14 protein-coding genes are annotated in these 16,179 nt (G+C 59.6%); 5 read left to right on the forward strand and 9 right to left on the reverse strand.

Going from position 1 to position 16,179, the window contains the following annotated elements; all coding sequences use genetic code 11:
• Positions 1-160: 160 nt before the first annotated feature.
• Entirely contained in the window at positions 161-553 is a 393-nt protein-coding gene (locus CKW38_RS00240) for a hypothetical protein (RefSeq protein ID WP_141232639.1), read from the reverse strand.
• 331 nt (positions 554-884) lie between these two features.
• On the opposite strand from CKW38_RS00240, the gene CKW38_RS00245 reads away from it, so the two are divergent.
• The 3 genes from CKW38_RS00245 to CKW38_RS00255 are packed head-to-tail and all read left to right on the forward strand — an operon-like array spanning position 885 to position 6,348.
• The gene (locus CKW38_RS00245; protein ID WP_095111448.1) at positions 885-2,129 is read left to right on the forward strand and encodes an exonuclease SbcCD subunit D C-terminal domain-containing protein; all 1,245 of its coding nucleotides are present in this window, start codon (positions 885-887) and stop codon (positions 2,127-2,129) included.
• Positions 2,126-5,767, forward strand: a complete 3,642-nt coding sequence (locus CKW38_RS00250; protein WP_095111449.1) for an SbcC/MukB-like Walker B domain-containing protein — start codon at positions 2,126-2,128, stop codon at positions 5,765-5,767. Before CKW38_RS00245 ends, CKW38_RS00250 begins: the two co-directional genes overlap by 4 nt.
• The gene (locus CKW38_RS00255; RefSeq protein WP_095111450.1) at positions 5,764-6,348 is read left to right on the forward strand and encodes a glutathione S-transferase; all 585 of its coding nucleotides are present in this window, start codon (positions 5,764-5,766) and stop codon (positions 6,346-6,348) included. Before CKW38_RS00250 ends, CKW38_RS00255 begins: the two co-directional genes overlap by 4 nt.
• A gap of 135 nt (positions 6,349-6,483) precedes the next feature.
• On the opposite strand, the gene CKW38_RS00260 is transcribed toward CKW38_RS00255, so the two are convergent.
• The 8 genes from CKW38_RS00260 to CKW38_RS00295 form a co-directional block, all read right to left on the reverse strand.
• Entirely contained in the window at positions 6,484-6,741 is a 258-nt protein-coding gene (locus tag CKW38_RS00260) for a hypothetical protein (RefSeq protein ID WP_007916537.1), read from the reverse strand.
• A complete protein-coding gene (locus tag CKW38_RS00265) occupies positions 6,738-6,950 on the reverse strand; it encodes a hypothetical protein (RefSeq protein ID WP_007916539.1) in 213 nt (70 codons plus the stop codon). Before CKW38_RS00265 ends, CKW38_RS00260 begins: the two co-directional genes overlap by 4 nt.
• A 373-nt stretch (positions 6,951-7,323) precedes the next feature.
• A complete protein-coding gene (locus CKW38_RS00270) occupies positions 7,324-7,503 on the reverse strand; it encodes a hypothetical protein (RefSeq protein WP_095111451.1) in 180 nt (59 codons plus the stop codon).
• A 156-nt stretch (positions 7,504-7,659) separates the two neighbouring features.
• Positions 7,660-8,835 carry a lactonase family protein gene (locus CKW38_RS00275; protein WP_095111452.1) on the reverse strand — a complete coding sequence of 392 codons (1,176 nt, stop codon included), beginning with the start codon at positions 8,833-8,835 and terminating at the stop codon, positions 7,660-7,662.
• Complete coding sequence (locus tag CKW38_RS00280; RefSeq protein ID WP_095111453.1) at positions 8,822-9,133, reverse strand: DUF5629 family protein; 312 nt, start codon at positions 9,131-9,133, stop codon at positions 8,822-8,824. Before CKW38_RS00280 ends, CKW38_RS00275 begins: the two co-directional genes overlap by 14 nt.
• A 178-nt stretch (positions 9,134-9,311) precedes the next feature.
• Positions 9,312-10,892 (reverse strand): aldehyde dehydrogenase (NADP(+)), encoded by a 1,581-nt coding sequence (locus tag CKW38_RS00285; RefSeq protein ID WP_095111454.1) that lies wholly within the window; start codon positions 10,890-10,892, stop codon positions 9,312-9,314.
• A 9-nt stretch (positions 10,893-10,901) separates the two neighbouring features.
• Positions 10,902-11,894, reverse strand: coding sequence for an AraD1 family protein (gene araD1 / locus CKW38_RS00290; RefSeq protein ID WP_007917980.1), 993 nt, complete (start codon positions 11,892-11,894; stop codon positions 10,902-10,904).
• Positions 11,895-12,039: 145 nt separating this feature from the next.
• Positions 12,040-13,362 (reverse strand): MFS transporter, encoded by a 1,323-nt coding sequence (locus CKW38_RS00295; RefSeq protein WP_095111455.1) that lies wholly within the window; start codon positions 13,360-13,362, stop codon positions 12,040-12,042.
• 193 nt (positions 13,363-13,555) lie between these two features.
• Between CKW38_RS00295 and CKW38_RS00300 the strand changes: the two genes are divergently transcribed.
• Positions 13,556-15,292, forward strand: coding sequence for an IlvD/Edd family dehydratase (locus CKW38_RS00300; protein WP_007917984.1), 1,737 nt, complete (start codon positions 13,556-13,558; stop codon positions 15,290-15,292).
• Between the two features lie 153 nt (positions 15,293-15,445).
• Positions 15,446-16,165, forward strand: a complete 720-nt coding sequence (locus CKW38_RS00305; RefSeq protein ID WP_064392969.1) for a FadR/GntR family transcriptional regulator — start codon at positions 15,446-15,448, stop codon at positions 16,163-16,165.
• Positions 16,166-16,179 lie beyond the last annotated feature (14 nt).

A 16,179-nucleotide genomic window follows, 5' to 3' on the forward strand; every position in this document is an offset into this window, starting at 1 on the left:
TCCGGCAGCTCCTACAGAGGGTATGTGTAGGAGCTGCCGAAGGCTGCGATCTTTTGATTTTGCTAAAAATTAAAAAAGGCTAAAGGCAATCGGCGGCACGCAGATTGATGCGCAGGTTTAAAGTTCACCTGCCATTTCCAGAGGGCAGACGATTACATCCTTATAAATAGTCCAACCAGTCATTTGAATTACCCGAACGTCCCTTTTCAAAAAAAGCCTGATAGCGTTCTCTGTATTTATCTAGAGAAGCAGCTGCAACATCTATGGAAATAAATCCACGTCCTCTCTCCTCAACAGACAGAAACACTGGATCTATTTTGATCGGCGAATCGCCGACCACAACTCCCGACAATTTTGACCTGTGGAATATAAAGCTTTTCCCACCGCCGAGCGGAAGAACCAACTCTGCAACAGCAAATATTATCTCCGGCCTTGAAATCTCATAGCGTTCACCATCCTCATAGTTTTCGGAATAGGCTTCCGGAATAAGGAATAGTTTATGACTTACGATTACCAGCCACCCTTGCAAGTCAACACAAGCGCCAATATTCATTACTACTCCCCCCATCACAATAGCGTCACGTAGCATTACCCAACGCGCTTTGTGTCGTCATTTCAAATGCATGCACAAGAACAAACCTTCAACGCGCCTTTCCGCTCTCCTCCGGGTCAACCAGCGGTGATTCGCACGCAGCGAAAACGATATCAATATAATGGCACGATGGTAGGCAGTGGGTGTCAGGGGGTCAATTTTTGAAATCGACGCGATCGCGCGCGCCCTCCCCGAAAAGCCCTCCCGCCGCAATAATCTGTAAACTCTCCCCTCTTTCGCCGCCCTTCATTTCCTCGCGGCCATCACCTATTTAATTGTTGCGGAGTCCACCTTGCGTCTGTTCCACACCTCCGACTGGCACCTTGGGCAAAACCTGCACGGCCAGGAGCGCGATTTCGAGCATGCGTGCTTCCTCGAATGGCTGCTGCGCCAACTGCAACTGGCGCAGCCGGATGTGCTGCTGATCGCCGGGGACATCTTCGACACCGTCAATCCTCCGGTCAAAGCTCAGGAACGCCTCTACGACTTCATCGTCAGCGCCCACGAGCAGCAGCCGTTGCTGACCATCGTGATGATTGCCGGCAACCACGATTCCGGCTCGCGGATCGAACTGCCCGCGCCGCTGATGCGCCGTTTGCGCACCCATGCGCTGGGGCGGGTGTTGTGGCTGGATGACGGCCAACTGGATGCCGAACGCCTGCTGCTGCCGTTGCCGGATAAAACCGGCGAAGTCGCTGCATGGTGCCTGGCGCTGCCGTTCCTGCGCCCGGCGGAGGTGACTGGCGCACACTTGGGCGACAACTATTTGCGCGGTATCGGTCAGGTGCACGAATGGCTGATCGAAGCGGCCAACGCCAAACGCCAACCCGGTCAGGCGCTGATTGCCATCAGCCACGCGCACATGGCCGGCGGTTCAGTGTCGGAAGACTCTGAGCGCAGCCTGATCATCGGTAACGCGGAGGCCCTGCCCGCCAGCCTGTTCGGCCCGAGCATCAGCTATGTTGCCCTCGGCCATTTGCACAAGCCGCAGAAGGTCAACGCTGAAGAGCGCATCCGCTACAGCGGTTCGCCGATTCCATTGTCGTTCTCGGAGATTGGCTATCAGCACCAGATTCTCGACGTCACCCTTGATGGCGAAACCCTGGTCAGTGTCGAGCCGAAACTGATCCCGCGCTCGGTCAACTTGCAGCGCATCGGTCCGGCACCGCTGGCCGAGATTCTGCTGCAACTGGCCGATCTGCCGAACATCGATCTGCTCGCCGAAACCCAACGCCAGCCATGGCTGGAAGTGCGTGTAACCCTCGATGAACCGCAGCCGGATCTGCGCCATCAAGTTGAAAGCGCCCTGCAAGGCAAAGCCGTGCGGTTGGTACGCATCGCCGCCGAATACGCCGGTAATCGTGGTGCTGACGGCGTCGAAGACGGCACAGCGCTGATCGAACTCGACCAGCTCACTCCGCAGGAACTGTTCAGCCGCGCTTGGCTCGACAACTATGGCAGTGAAGTCGATGAGCAGACGCTGAAGGACTTCGCCGAACTGCTACAAGACGTACAACTGGAGGGCGAGCAGCCATGAAGATTCTCGCCATTCGTTTGAAGAACCTAGCCTCGCTGGCCGGGCCGTTCGAGATTGATTTCACCGCTGAGCCGCTGGCCAGCGCCGGTTTGTTCGCGATTACCGGCCCGACCGGCGCCGGTAAAAGTACCCTGCTCGACGCCTTGTGCCTGGCGCTGTTCGGCGCCGTGCCGCGTCTGAACAACACTGGCCGCGACGCCAAAGTCCCGGATGCCGACGGCGAAATCGCCACCGGCGACCCGCGCACCTTGCTGCGTCGCGGTACTGGCGAAGGTTATGCCGAAGTGGATTTCGTCGGTGTCGATGGCCGTCGTTATCGGGCGCGCTGGGAGGCCAACCGCGCCCGCGAGAAGGCCGGCGGCAAGTTGCAGGCCAGCCGGCAGAGCCTGCGCGATATCGATCAGGATCAACTGCTCGCCAGCCAGAAAGGCGAATACAAAACTCAACTGGAAGCTGCGCTCGGCCTGAACTTCGAACAGTTCACCCGCGCCGTGCTGCTGGCGCAGAGCGAGTTCAGCGCATTCCTCAAGGCGGACGACAACGACCGCAGCGAGCTGCTGGAAAAGCTCACTGATACCGCGCTGTACACCCGCCTCGGCCGCCGCGCCTTCGACAAGACCAAAGAGGCCCGCGAAGCGCACAAGCTGTTGCAGGATCAGGCTACCGGCGTGACCCCGTTGGCGCCCGAAGCCCGGGCCGAGCTGGATGAGCGTTTCAATGCTGCGCAACAGCAAATGAAGTTGCAGCAGGCGCAGCTCAAACAACTTGAGCAGCAGCACGCCTGGCTGAAGGATTTGCGTGTGTTGCAGGACGCGCAACAGGCCGCCACCGAGCAATTGCACAGCGCACAGCAGCAATCGCAAGGTCTGGCTGGCGAGCGGGTCAAGCTGACGCGCCTGGAGCAACTCGGACCACAACGGCACCAGTTCGCGCGCAAAAGCGAACTCGATGCCCTGCTGACGCCACTGGCCGCGCAGATAGCCGCGCACACCCGGCAACACGCCGAACTGACTGAGCGCCAGACGCAACTGGAGCAGGATCTCGAAGCAGCAAAAGTCGCCCTGAGCGAAGCACAGCAACGGCAAAGTGAAAACGCGCCGCTGTTGCGTCAGGCCTTTGAAGAACAAAGCACCCTCGCCCGTCTGGCCAAGGATGTCGCGCAAAGTGGCGAAGCCAGGCTCAATGCGCAGCAGGCTTGCACCGAAGGCCAGAACGCCATTCAAGCCTTGCTGGAAAAACAGACGCAGGTCGCCGAGCGCCTGCAGCGCATTGCCGCCGAGCTTGAGCAAAGCGCTCATCTGGCGCCGTTGAGCGATGCATGGAATGCCTACCGCGATCGCCTGCAACAGCTGATGCTGATCGGCAACCGCTTGAACAAAGGCCAGGCCGAACTGGCGAGCCTTGAAGAAAACGCCAACCGCAGCGCTGAAGAACTGACCACGCAAAAGCAGCAACTGGAAGTGCTGTTCAAAGAAGCTGGCGCCGAACCCGATGCCGTCGCCGAACAGATCGGTCTCCTCGGCACGCTGCTGCAGGACAACCGCAAGCAACTGCGCGCCTTCGAAGACTTGTCGCGTCTATGGGCCACGCAACAGGATCTGGACAAGCGCAGCAGTGAGTTGCAACAGCGTCAGCTCAGCGCCCAGCAGGAACGCGAACGCCTGACGCAGGACGGCGTGAAAAGCAAAGCCGAGCTGACCGTCGCCGAACAAACCCTCAATGTCACCCGCGAGCTGCTCGAACGCCAGCGCCTGGCGCGCAGTGCCAGCGTTGAAGAGTTGCGCGCGCAGTTGCAGGACGATCAGCCGTGCCCGGTCTGTGGCAGCAGCGAGCACCCGTATCATCAGCCCGAAGCGCTGCTGCAAAGCCTCGGTCGCCACGACGAAAGCGAGCAGGCCAACGCCCAGCAGGTGGTCGATCAGCTCAAGGAAAAACTCATCGAACTGCGCGCCGAAGTCGGTGGCGTCATTGCTCAGCAGAAAGAACTGCTGCAACAGCAGGAACAACTGGCCACCCAGCAGCAAGCGTTGGCGCCTAGCTTCGATGCGCATCCGCAGTCCGCGCAGTTGTTCAATCAGGATGCTGACAAGCGCGATGCCTGGCTCGCCCGGCAAAACGAGCAACTGAACCAGAGCATCACTCAGGACGAACAACGCCAGAGCGCCCTGCTCACCCTGCAACAAGACGCTGCGCGACTGACCCAGCAATTGCGTCAGGCCGAAACCGCGCATCAGCAAGCGGCGCAGCACCTGAGCAATCAGCAGCGCGAGCTGAGCAGCGACCGTCAGCGCCTCGACGAAGAACTCACCGCGTTCGGCAATCTACTACCGGCCGACACCCTCGAAGCTTTGCGCCAGGAGCCGGCAGCAACCTTCATGCAACTTGACCGGCAGATCGCCGAGCGCCTGGCGCAAGTCGATCAGCAGAAGGAAGAGCAGGCCGAGCAGCAACAGCGTCAACAAACGCTGGAGAAGGAACAGGATCGCCAACAGACCCGCGCGCAGCAGTTGCTCAGCGTCGAACAGCAATTCACGGCGCTGACCGAGCAGCAGCACACCTGCCAGCAGAAACTCGCGCAACTGCTCGGCGAACACAGCAGCGCCGAACACTGGCAGCAGCAACTTGAGCAAGCGGTCGAGCAGGCGCGCAATACCGAAACCGCTACCGCGCAGGAACTGCAAAACGTGCGCACGCAACTTGTGCAGATCGCCGCCGAGCTCAAGGCGCAGCAGGAGCGTTTGCAGGCGCTGGAAACCGAAGAGCAGGATCTGGCCGGCAAGATTGCCGACTGGCGCGCCCGCCATCCTGAACTGGACGACGGTGGCCTTGAAGACCTGTTGCGAGTTGACGACGCGCAAGTCGCCGAGCTGCGTCAGCGTCTGCAACACAATGAAAAAGCCATCGAACAAGCCAAGGTGTTGTTGCAGGAGCGTGACCAGCGTCTGCTCGATCATCAGGCGCAGCACAACGGCAACCTCGATACCGAACAACTGGCCAGTGCCCTCGCCGAGCTGCAAAACCAGTTCAACCTCAGCGAGCAACAGTGCGCCGAATTGCGTGCCGAACAGGTCGAAGACCAACGCCGGCAAAACGCCAATCAGGCGCTGGCCCAGCAGATCGCCTCGGCCTATGCCGAGTATCAACGCTGGGCGCGCCTGAGTGCCTTGATCGGCTCGGCCACCGGTGACACCTTCCGCAAGATCGCCCAGGCCTACAACCTCGACCTGCTGGTGCATCACGCCAACGTGCAACTGCGCCAACTGGTCAAACGCTATCGCCTGAAACGCGGCGGCAGCATGCTCGGTTTGCTGGTGATGGACACGGAAATGGGCGACGAACTGCGCTCGGTGCATTCGTTGTCCGGCGGCGAGACGTTCCTGGTGTCGCTGGCCCTCGCTCTGGGCTTGGCGTCAATGGCGTCGAGTACGCTGAAGATCGAGTCGCTGTTTATCGATGAAGGTTTCGGCAGCCTCGATCCAGAGTCGCTGCAACTGGCGATGGATGCGCTGGACGGTTTGCAGGCACAGGGCCGCAAAGTGGCGGTGATTTCCCACGTGCAGGAAATGCACGAGCGGATTCCGGTGCAGATTCAGGTGCAGCGTCAGGGCAATGGTTTGAGCACGCTGGAGGTGAAATGAACACGCTGTATTCCTTCCGCCGCTGCCCGTACGCGATGCGCGCGCGGATGGCGCTGCGTTATTCGGGCGTGCCGGTGGAGATCATTGAGGTCAGCCTCAAGGCCAAGCCGGCCGCAATGCTGGCGATCTCGCCCAAGGGCACGGTGCCGGTGCTGGATGCGGATGGTCGAGTGATTGATGAGAGCCTGGAGATCATGCGCTGGGCGTTGGCGCAGAATGATCCGCAGGATTGGTTGCTGGCGGGTGATTCACGGATTGCCGAGCTGATCGAAGCGAATGATCAGGTGTTCAAAGTGCATTTGAATCGCTACAAGTACGCCGAACGTTACCCGGAGCAACCGATGGAGATTTATCGGGCTGAGGGGGCGCTGTACTTGCAGAGGCTGGAGGAGCTGCTTGAAGGTCGCGAATATTTGCTGGGCGATCATCCGAGCCTGGCGGATATCGCCCTGCTGCCCTTCGTTCGCCAGTTTGCCCATGTTGACCGCGAGTGGTTTGCGCAGACGCCTTATGTTCGCTTACAGGCCTGGTTGCAGCGTTTCCTCGAATCCGAACTGTTCACCTCGATCATGAAGAAATAACCTTACCTTCCTGCGTTGATCGTTCCCACGCTCTGCGTGGGAATGCCTCAAGGGACGCTCTGCGTTCCAATCGGACGCGGAGCGTCCGGGGCTGCGTTCCCACGCGGAGCGTGGGAACGATCACTCCTACAGGGGTCAAGCCAGTGCGTTGCACATGCCGAGTGCCATGCAATCTATCTCGAACGGGCCGAGAAAATCGGCCGAGACCTTCACCGGTGGATTGCCGGCCATCAGCCCCAGAGTATTCGCCCGTTCGATGTTGTGCGCGATGGTGTGATTGGCCTCTATGGCCCGTGCCAGAGCTCCAACCGAGCCTTGACCTATTCCCAGCAATGAAGCGCCGTTGGTCATGATTGCCAGACTGGCAATGACCCAAAGTCTGTAGCCTTTCATGCGCCGCCGACTCCCGCGAGTTCGGCCCGATCGACCATCACGCTTTGCGAGCGGACTTCGAACTGGACGCCGGGATGGGCGACTTGAATCGGCGCGTCGAAGCTGTGTTCCATCTGCGAGGCGATGCTGACGACCAGCACCACGGCCAGGTACAGACCGATGACCAGATAGGCGCCGCGTTTGGCTGAATGAAGGATTGCGCTGGCCATGGTGTTCTCCCGTGGGCATGTTTCGATGTCCACAGAATCAATCAAAAAAGCCGCGCTAACCACTCAGGGTTTGCCATAGTAAACATCAGCTTCGTTGATTATTTAGCCAGTCTATTTGCGTATTTGAAGAAACCTATCGTGCTGCGAAAAACACACGCAAACGCGTAGGAGCTGCCGAAGGCTGCGATCTTTTGATTTTGCTTTTGCCGATCGTTCCCACGCTCTGCGTGGGCATGCAGCCCGTGACGCTCCGCGTCACTGGACGCAGAGCGTCCCTAGAGGCATTCCCACGCAGAGCGTGGGAACGATCAAACAAGATCAAAAGATCGCAGCCTTCGGCAGCTCCTACCGGGAGTTGTTCGAAGCGGGCATTTCAGTGTTGGGCTTTGTGATCCAGGGCGGCGTAGAAGTTGGCGCTCTGTTGCAGGTATTTCTGGGTGTAGCTCTGGGTGTGGGATTTTTTGCTGGTGATTTCAACGTTGGCACTGGCTGGCAGCACCACGGTGGCGGAGATGGCGGAAGCGGCAATCACGGAGAAAAGATTGAAGTTCATGGCGGTAACCCTCGTGTTCGGTTGGCTTGCTTGCCCGGTTGGGCCGTGATGCAAACTTAACGCTCGAGGGTTGATCGCTTGAAATGCTTTGTAGCATTACCGGATATCAGCGCGATTAATACAAAGAGACAGGCCCCGCAAACCGGGGCCTGTGGCTTATTGTCGCACTAGAAACTTGACGTCGCTCGGCGCGTCCATCGGCAGTTTCTGCACGGTTTTGCCGAGCAGACCGGTCTTGCCATCACGCTCGACAACGACAATTTCGTTGCTTTTCTGGTTGGCGATCAGCAGAAATTTGCCACTAGGGTCGAGGCTGAATTCGCGCGGGTGATCACCTTCCACCGAACGTTTTTGCAGCTCTTTGAGCTGGCCGGTTGCCGGATCAATCGCGAACACCACCAGTTGATTGGCGGTGCCACGGTTGCTGACGTAGAGGAACTTGCCATCCGCCGAGGCGTGCAGCGCTGCAGCGGCTTTGTCCGAGGTCGGCTGGCCGGCGGCCAGATCGACCAGTTGCGTCTGGGTCAGCACGCCGTCGTTGTAGTCGAACACCGCAACCTGTGCGCTCATTTCCATGGTCAGCCAGGCGTGTTTGCCATCGGCGCTGAACAGCAAATGACGTGGGCCGCTGCCGGCGGGCAAGGCGACCGAGGCGGTTTTCGCCGGGGTCAACGGCAGTTCCGGGTTGGCTTTCGGGTCGAATTGGTAGATGAAGACTTTGTCCGCACCCAGGTCGTTGGAGAACACGTAGCGACCGTCCGGCGAGGAAACCGTCGAGTGCACGTGGTTGGAGGCCTGGCGCTCAGGATTGACCCGGCTGGCCGGGTGCGCGCTCATCTGCACCACCGGTTTGAGTTTGCCGTCGGCACCGACCGGCAATACCGCCAGCGTACCGCCCGGATCTTCCACCACCGAATAGTTGCTGACGAACAGGTGGCTGGTGTCACCGCTGAGGCTCGAATGGGTCGGCTCATTGCCCAGGCTCTGCACTTGACTGATCAGGTTCAGGGCGTGGGTTTTCGGATCAATCGAATAGCTGCTGACACGGCCAACCGGGTCTTTCTGACCCGGGCCGTTTTCGTTGACCACGAACAGGCGACGCTGGTCTTTGGACAGGGTCAGCCATGACGGGTTTTCGCTCTTGACCACTTGCAGCGGCTTGGCGGCGATCTGGCCGGTGGCACTGTCGAAGTTCATGCGATAGATGCCCTGGCTGGTGCCGGCGGTGTAGGAGCCGACCAGCAACTGGAAGTTCTCGGCAGAGGCCGTGGACAGCCCCATGGCGCCGACGCTGCCGGCCATCAGCAGCGGCCAGAATTTACGCATTTTCATCAGATTTTTCCTCATCATCGCTGCTGCTGACTACGTCGCCATGGCAGACCAGGCGGTGTTCGCCGATCGCTTTGGTCTCATTGAAATAACCGACGATCAGCCAGCTTTGCAGTGAGTCATCAAATGTTGCCGCTGCAACCTGAGCCGGAGTGAATTCCCAATGCTTGGCCGCTCGGCCATCGATGCATTCGATGTGCAGGTTGTCATCTTCGTCGAGGGCGAATTCGAAGGCATGCAGGCCGTCGATTTCGACCATACCGCAGTGTTCGAGGGCGTTGAGAAGGGTTTGGGCAGTCATGGCAGTAAAGTCTTTCAGGGGGGAAATCGGCAATGATAGCTCAAGAAGCACACTCCCCCTGTAGGAGCTGCCGAAGGCTGCGATCTTTTGATGTCTGATCGTTCCCACGCTCAGCGTGGGAACGATCAAAAAAAGATCAAAGGATCGCAGCCTTCGGCAGCTCCTACAGGGGTGTTTTTCAGAGGGCTTCGCGGCTAGGTTTGCCATCAACCAGGCGCTGGATGCGCAGCGGGTTGGCGTTTTTCAGTGGCTCGGGCAACAAGCTGTCCGGGTAGTTCTGGAAGCATACCGGGCGCAGGAAACGGTCGATGGCCAGCGTGCCCACCGACGTGCCACGGGGATCGGACGTCGCCGGATACGGCCCGCCGTGCACCATCGAATCACAGACCTCGACACCGGTCGGATAACCGTTGAGCAGGATCCGCCCGACCTTCTGCTCCAGCAACGGCGTCAGCTCAGGGAAACGTTCGAAATCCGCCTGCTCGCCAATGATCGTCGCGGTCAGTTGCCCGTGCAGGCCATGCAGTGCGGCGCTGAGTTGCGCCTTGTCCGCCACTTCGACAATCACCGTGGTCGGGCCGAACACTTCTTCCTGCAGCACTTCATCGCCATCGATCAACAGGCTCGCATCGGCCTTGAACAATTGCGGTTGCGCCTGATTACCCTGCTGTGGATTGCCGGCCAGATGCTCAATGCCGGGATGCGCCAGCAGTTTCTGCAAGCCTTTGCCGTAGCTGCCGAGGGTGCCGGCGTTGAGCATGGTTTGCGCCGGTTGATCACCGATCAAACCAGCGACTTGCTGCACGAACGCGCTGAACTGCGGCGAACGAATACCGATCACCAGACCGGGATTGGTACAGAACTGACCGCAGCCCTGCACCACAGATGCAGTGAGGTCACGAGCAACGGTTTCCGAACGCTCGGCAAGGGCTTGCGGCAGAACGATCACCGGGTTGATGCTCGACATCTCGGCGAACACCGGGATCGGTTGCGGGCGCGCAGCGGCCATGTCACAGAGAGCGCGACCGCCCTTGAGCGAACCGGTGAAACCCACTGCCTGAATTGCCGGATGCTTGACCAGCCATTCGCCGACGCCACCGCCGTAGATCATGTTGAATACGCCGGCCGGCATCGCGGTTTTTTCGGCAGCGCGGATCAGCGCATCAGCAACCAGTTCCGCTGTCGCCATGTGGCCGCTGTGAGCCTTGAACACCACCGGGCAACCGGCGGCGAGTGCCGAAGCGGTATCGCCGCCAGCCGTAGAAAAAGCCAGCGGGAAATTGCTCGCGCCGAACACTGCGACAGGGCCTAGGCCGATGCGGTATTGACGCAAATCCGGGCGCGGCAACGGCTGGCGATCCGGTAACGGCAGATCAATGCGCGCACCGTAGAAATCACCTCGGCGCAGGACTTTGGCGAACAGACGCATCTGCCCGCTGGTGCGTCCGTGCTCGCCTTGAATGCGTGCGGCCGGCAACGCGGTTTCGCGGCAGACCACGGCGACAAAATCATCACCGAGCGCATCCAGCTCATCAGCAATCGCATCGAGAAACTGCGCGCGGCGTTCGGCGCTGAGGCTGCGATAAGCGGGGTAGGCGGCAGCGGCAGCTTTGGCTGCAGCGTCGACTTCTTCAACCGTGGCCTGAATGAAGTCGTGCGGCAATTGTTCGCCCGTGGTTGCGTCGACCGATTGCAGTTTGACGTCGCCAGCGGCGCTGCGCTGACCACCGATGTAGTTGTGACCGAGAATCTGAGTCATGGGATCTCCTTAAAGGGTGCCGATGCTGTCCGGTTCATAAACCGCTGGGACCGGGACGATGCCGTTGAGCAGTGGCGCGCCGAATTCGGCCTGGCTGATTTCAAAAACGTCGCCCGGCTGGGTGCGGATGCCATCGGCGAACGACAGGGTCGCGGTGCCGAAAAAGTGAATGTGCACGTCACCGGGACGCAGGAACTGACTGTATTTGAAGTGGTGGTATTCGAGGTTGGCGAGGCTGTGGCACATGTTCGCCTCGCCACTGAGAAACTCGTTCTGCCAGAGCACTTCGCCGTCACGCAGGATGCGACTGGTGCCGGCCAGATGTTGAGGCAGTTCACCGGTGCGAAGTTCCGGGCCATAACTGCAGCTGCGCAATTTCGAGTGGGCGAGGTACAGGTAATTCTTGCGTTCCATGACATGGTCGGAGAACTCGTTGCCCACCGCAAAACCGAGACGGTAAGGCTTGCCGTCGTGGCCAATGATGTACAAACCGGCCATTTCTGGTTCTTCGCCGGCGTCTTCGGCAAACGGCGGCACCGGGAAGGGTTGACCGGGGCGAACGACGATGCTGCCGTCGCCCTTGTAGAACCATTCCGGTTGCACACCGGCCTGCCCCGCCGCCGGTTTGCCGCCCTCCACGCCCCATTTGAAGATGCGCATGGTGTCGGTCATCGCCGCTTCGTCGCCGGCCTGCTGGTGCATCTTGTCCCGCGCCGAGGCACTGCCAAGATGCGTCAGGCCGGTGCCGCTGATCAGCATGTGCGCCGGGTCCGGGTGATCGAGGGGCGGCAGCACGCGCAGTTGTGCGAGCAGCTCGGCGTAATCGTGGCTGATGCCGAGGCCGAGGGTTTGCACTTGCTGCTCCAGGGTGTTGCCGGCCTCGATGGCGGCCAGGGCCAGATCGCGCACGGAACGCGCGTCTTGCACTTCGCGCACCAGACCGTTGTCGACCACGCCGACGCGGCGTTCGCGGTTGCTTAATTCGAATTGAACCAGATGCATGATTTTCTCCTGTGTTATTCGAAACACCGCAGATCCTTGTAGGAGTGAGCCTGCTCGCGATAGCGGTGTGTCAGCCAAAAAGTTGTCAACTGATAGACCGCTATCGCGAGCAGGCTCACTCCTACAGGGGACCGGTGTGGGTCTGTCAGGTGCGGGTTGCGCCTCGGGCACTGGCGGCAAATTGGTCAACCGGCAGGACATGTTTGCGTTCCAGCACGCGGTAAACCACGCCGGTCAGGATCAAGCCAAACACCATCACTCCAGAGAGGAAATACAATCCCGAAGCCAAATTGCCGGTGTACTCCTTCAACGCCCCAATCACAAACGGCCCGATGTACCCGCCAAGATTCCCCACCGAATTGATCAGAGCAATCCCCGCCGCCGCACTCGCGCCGGCAAAGAAGCGCCCCGGCAAGGTCCAGAACACCGCCGTGCAGGAAAACAGCGCGAACGCCACCAGACACAGCGCCGCCAGTTGCGCCACCGGCAACGACAACCAGGCACTGAGGAACAGGCCAATCGCGCCCAGCACATAAAGCACGGCCAGATGCCCGTAGCGATCATTCAAGCGGTCAGAACTGCGCGGTACGATCAGCAAGCCGATGATGCCGAAGATGTACGGCACCGACGAGACGAAACCGGTGACCAGATCGCTGCCGCCAAACTGTTTGATCAGCGTCGGTAACCATAGACCGAGACCATAAATGCTCAACGTCACCGGCAGATAAAACAGCGCCAGCAGCAACACGCGTTTGTCTTTCAGCGCATGCAGCGGATTGCCGTGACGCGTCTGGCCGTATTCCTGCAGATCCTTTTTCAGCTCACCGGTCAGCCAGTCTTTCTCGGCCTGATCCATCCATTTCACTTGCTGCGGGCCATCCGGCAACCAGCGCAACACCGGCCAGGTCAGCAGGATCGCCGGAGTGCCGATGACGATGAACAGCCACTGCCAGCCGTGCAGCCCGAGGACGCCATCCATGCCGAGCAAACCGCCGGACACCGGACCAGTGATCATCATCGCGATCGGTTGGGAGAGGATGAACAGCCCGAGGATCTTGCCGCGATGGCGCACCGGGAACCATTGGGTGATGTAGTAGAGAACGCCAGGGAAGAACCCCGCCTCGGCCGCGCCGAGCAGAAAGCGCATGACGTAGAAACTGTGCGGGCCCTGGACGAAGGCCATGCCGATGGTGATCGCGCCCCAGGTGATCATGATCCGCGCAAACCAGCGCCGCGCACCGAAGCGTTCGAGCATCAGGTTGCTGGGGATTTCGAAAAGGAAGTAACCAATGAAGAACAGCCCGGCGCCGAGGCCGTAAGCCGCATCGCCGATGCCGATGTCGGCGCCCATGTGCAGCTTGGCGAAGCCGACGGCGGAGCGATCCACATAGGCGATCAGGTACAGCAGGATCAGGAAGGGAATCAGTTTCAGCGTAATGCGCCGTATCAGCCGCAGTTCCTGGCTCATGAGATCGGTCTCCGATTGTTGTTTTTATAGAACCTCGGGGGACGCCTCTCACGGAAAACCGTCAGGGCCATCCCTCCGTCGAAAACGACTATATAGTAATACTAATTCACCAACAACACTTCCAAACCTAGGATTTTGCGCTTAGATTAAGCCGTAGCTGGAACACTATAGTCATACAATAAGAGAATCGATCATGTCTGATAAGAAACCCACCCTGCGCTCCGCCCAATGGTTTGGCACGGCCGACAAGAACGGCTTCATGTACCGCAGCTGGATGAAGAATCAGGGCATCGCCGACCACCAGTTTCACGGCAAGCCGATCATCGGCATCTGTAACACCTGGTCGGAACTGACCCCGTGCAACGCGCACTTCCGCCAGATCGCGGAGCACGTCAAACGCGGGGTGATCGAGGCTGGTGGTTTTCCAGTGGAATTCCCGGTGTTTTCCAACGGCGAATCGAACCTGCGTCCGACCGCCATGCTCACCCGCAACCTGGCGAGCATGGACGTTGAAGAAGCGATTCGCGGCAATCCGATCGACGGCGTAGTGCTGCTGACCGGTTGCGACAAAACCACTCCAGCGCTGCTGATGGGCGCGGCGAGTTGCGATGTGCCAGCGATTGTTGTGACCGGCGGGCCGATGCTCAACGGCAAGCACAAGGGCAAGGACATCGGCTCGGGCACGGTGGTCTGGCAGCTCAGCGAACAGGTCAAGGCCGGCACCATCACGATTGACGATTTCCTTGCAGCCGAGGGCGGCATGTCGCGTTCGGCGGGCACCTGCAACACCATGGGCACCGCATCGACCATGGCTTGCATGGCTGAAGCACTCGGCACTTCGCTGCCGCACAACGCGGCGATCCCGGCGGTGGATGCGCGGCGTTATGTGTTGGCGCACATGTCCGGCATGCGTGCGGTGGAGATGGTTCGCGAAGATCTGAAACTGTCGAAGATCCTCACTAAAGAAGCCTTCGAGAATGCTATCCGGGTCAACGCTGCCATCGGTGGTTCGACCAACGCGGTGATTCACTTGAAAGCCATCGCCGGGCGCATCGGTGTTGAACTGGATCTGGACGACTGGACCCGCATCGGGCGCGGCATGCCGACCATCGTCGACCTGCAACCGTCGGGGCGTTTTCTGATGGAAGAGTTCTATTACGCCGGTGGTTTGCCAGCGGTGCTGCGTCGTCTCGGTGAGGCCAATCTGATCCCTAACCCGAATGCGCTGACGGTGAACGGCAAGTCGATCGGCGAGAACACCAAGGACGCGCCGATCTATGGCGAAGACGAGGTGATCCGCACGCTCGACAATCCGATTCGCGCCGACGGTGGTATCTGCGTATTGCGCGGCAATCTGGCGCCGCTCGGCGCGGTACTCAAGCCGTCCGCTGCAACCCCGGAACTGATGCAGCATCGCGGCCGCGCCGTGGTGTTCGAGAACTTCGACATGTACAAAGCGCGGATCAACGATCCGGAACTGGATGTCGATAAGGATTCGATTCTGGTGATGAAGAACTGCGGGCCGAAGGGTTATCCGGGCATGGCCGAAGTCGGCAACATGGGTTTGCCGGCCAAGTTGCTGGCGCAGGGTGTGACGGACATGGTGCGCATTTCCGATGCACGGATGAGCGGCACGGCGTATGGCACCGTAGTTTTGCACGTGGCGCCGGAAGCGGCGGCCGGCGGGCCTTTGGCGACAGTGAAGGAAGGCGACTGGATCGAGCTGGATTGCGCCACCGGGCGTTTGCACCTGGATATTCCGGATGCTGAACTGGCGGCGCGCATGGCGGATCTGCAGCCACCGCAGCAGTTGCTGGTGGGCGGTTATCGTCAGCTGTACATCGACCATGTGTTGCAGGCGGATCAGGGCTGTGACTTCGATTTCCTTGTCGGTTGCCGAGGGGCTGAAGTGCCGCGCCATTCCCATTAAAATCAAAAGATCGCAGCCTTCGGCAGCTCCTACATTGGAATGCATTTGATCGTTCCCACGCTCCGCGTGGGAACGATCATTACCCGCCTCAAGATTGTCTGGTGCCTGCTATGATGCGCGGCATCTCCATCGCTCAGGATCGCGCCACTCCCCATGGATTACCGCAAACCCTCCGACCGTAAAAGCATGCACTCGCGCATCGTCCAGGAACTGGGCATGCAGATCGTCTCCGGACGCTTTTTGCCCGACGACAAACTGCCTGCCGAAGCCTTGCTCTGCGAGGAGTACGCGGTCAGCCGGCCGGTATTGCGTGAAGCCACACGGGTATTGGTAGCCAAAGGTCTGGTGTATTCCAAGCCACGCGTGGGCACGGTGGTCAAAGCGCGCCGCGAGTGGCACATGCTCGATCCCGATGTACTGCATTGGCTGATGCAAAGCAGCCCGCAGAATGAATTCTTCAATGTGCTGACCAGTGTGCGCAGCATTATCGAACCGGCGGCTGCCGCCCTCGCCGCTCAACATGCGACCGAGGCGGATATTGCCGCAATTGGTGAGGCGTATCAGCGCATGGAAGCGGCGCCGACACCGGAGGCTTTGTTGCAACCGGATCTGGATTTTCATAGCCGGATTGCTGATGCGACGCACAATGATTTGCTGGCGAACCTGTGCAATATGTTGTCGGTGGCGATTGCAGAGGCGTTGAAGCATTCGAATCAGCGGCCGAATCTGCATGAATTGGCGTTGCCTCGGCATAAGGCGATTCTTACGGCCATCGAGAATCGTGATGCCCTCGGTGCTCGGCATGCGACGTTGGTGCAGCTGGATGATGCGCGTAGTGCTTTGAGTGTTGTGCTTGGCGCTGAACTCACTTAACGCTTGAGATCCTC

The sequence above is a fragment of the Pseudomonas sp. Irchel 3H7 genome, assembly GCF_900187605.1.
GTDB lineage: Bacteria > Pseudomonadota > Gammaproteobacteria > Pseudomonadales > Pseudomonadaceae > Aquipseudomonas.

Bases quoted from the DNA above. Each gene is read 5' to 3' on its own strand.
- CKW38_RS00240 (WP_141232639.1), bottom strand. From the start codon at position 553: ATGAATATTGGCGCTTGTGTTGACTTGCAAGGGTGGCTGGTAATCGTA.
- CKW38_RS00250 (WP_095111449.1), top strand. From the start codon at position 2,126: ATGAAGATTCTCGCCATTCGTTTGAAGAACCTAGCCTCGCTGGCCGGG.
- CKW38_RS00255 (WP_095111450.1), top strand. From the start codon at position 5,764: ATGAACACGCTGTATTCCTTCCGCCGCTGCCCGTACGCGATGCGCGCG.
- CKW38_RS00260 (WP_007916537.1), bottom strand. From the start codon at position 6,741: ATGAAAGGCTACAGACTTTGGGTCATTGCCAGTCTGGCAATCATGACC.
- CKW38_RS00265 (WP_007916539.1), bottom strand. From the start codon at position 6,950: ATGGCCAGCGCAATCCTTCATTCAGCCAAACGCGGCGCCTATCTGGTC.
- CKW38_RS00270 (WP_095111451.1), bottom strand. From the start codon at position 7,503: ATGAACTTCAATCTTTTCTCCGTGATTGCCGCTTCCGCCATCTCCGCC.
- CKW38_RS00275 (WP_095111452.1), bottom strand. From the start codon at position 8,835: ATGAAAATGCGTAAATTCTGGCCGCTGCTGATGGCCGGCAGCGTCGGC.
- CKW38_RS00280 (WP_095111453.1), bottom strand. From the start codon at position 9,133: ATGACTGCCCAAACCCTTCTCAACGCCCTCGAACACTGCGGTATGGTC.
- CKW38_RS00285 (WP_095111454.1), bottom strand. From the start codon at position 10,892: ATGACTCAGATTCTCGGTCACAACTACATCGGTGGTCAGCGCAGCGCC.
- araD1 (WP_007917980.1), bottom strand. From the start codon at position 11,894: ATGCATCTGGTTCAATTCGAATTAAGCAACCGCGAACGCCGCGTCGGC.
- CKW38_RS00295 (WP_095111455.1), bottom strand. From the start codon at position 13,362: ATGAGCCAGGAACTGCGGCTGATACGGCGCATTACGCTGAAACTGATT.
- CKW38_RS00300 (WP_007917984.1), top strand. From the start codon at position 13,556: ATGTCTGATAAGAAACCCACCCTGCGCTCCGCCCAATGGTTTGGCACG.
- CKW38_RS00305 (WP_064392969.1), top strand. From the start codon at position 15,446: ATGGATTACCGCAAACCCTCCGACCGTAAAAGCATGCACTCGCGCATC.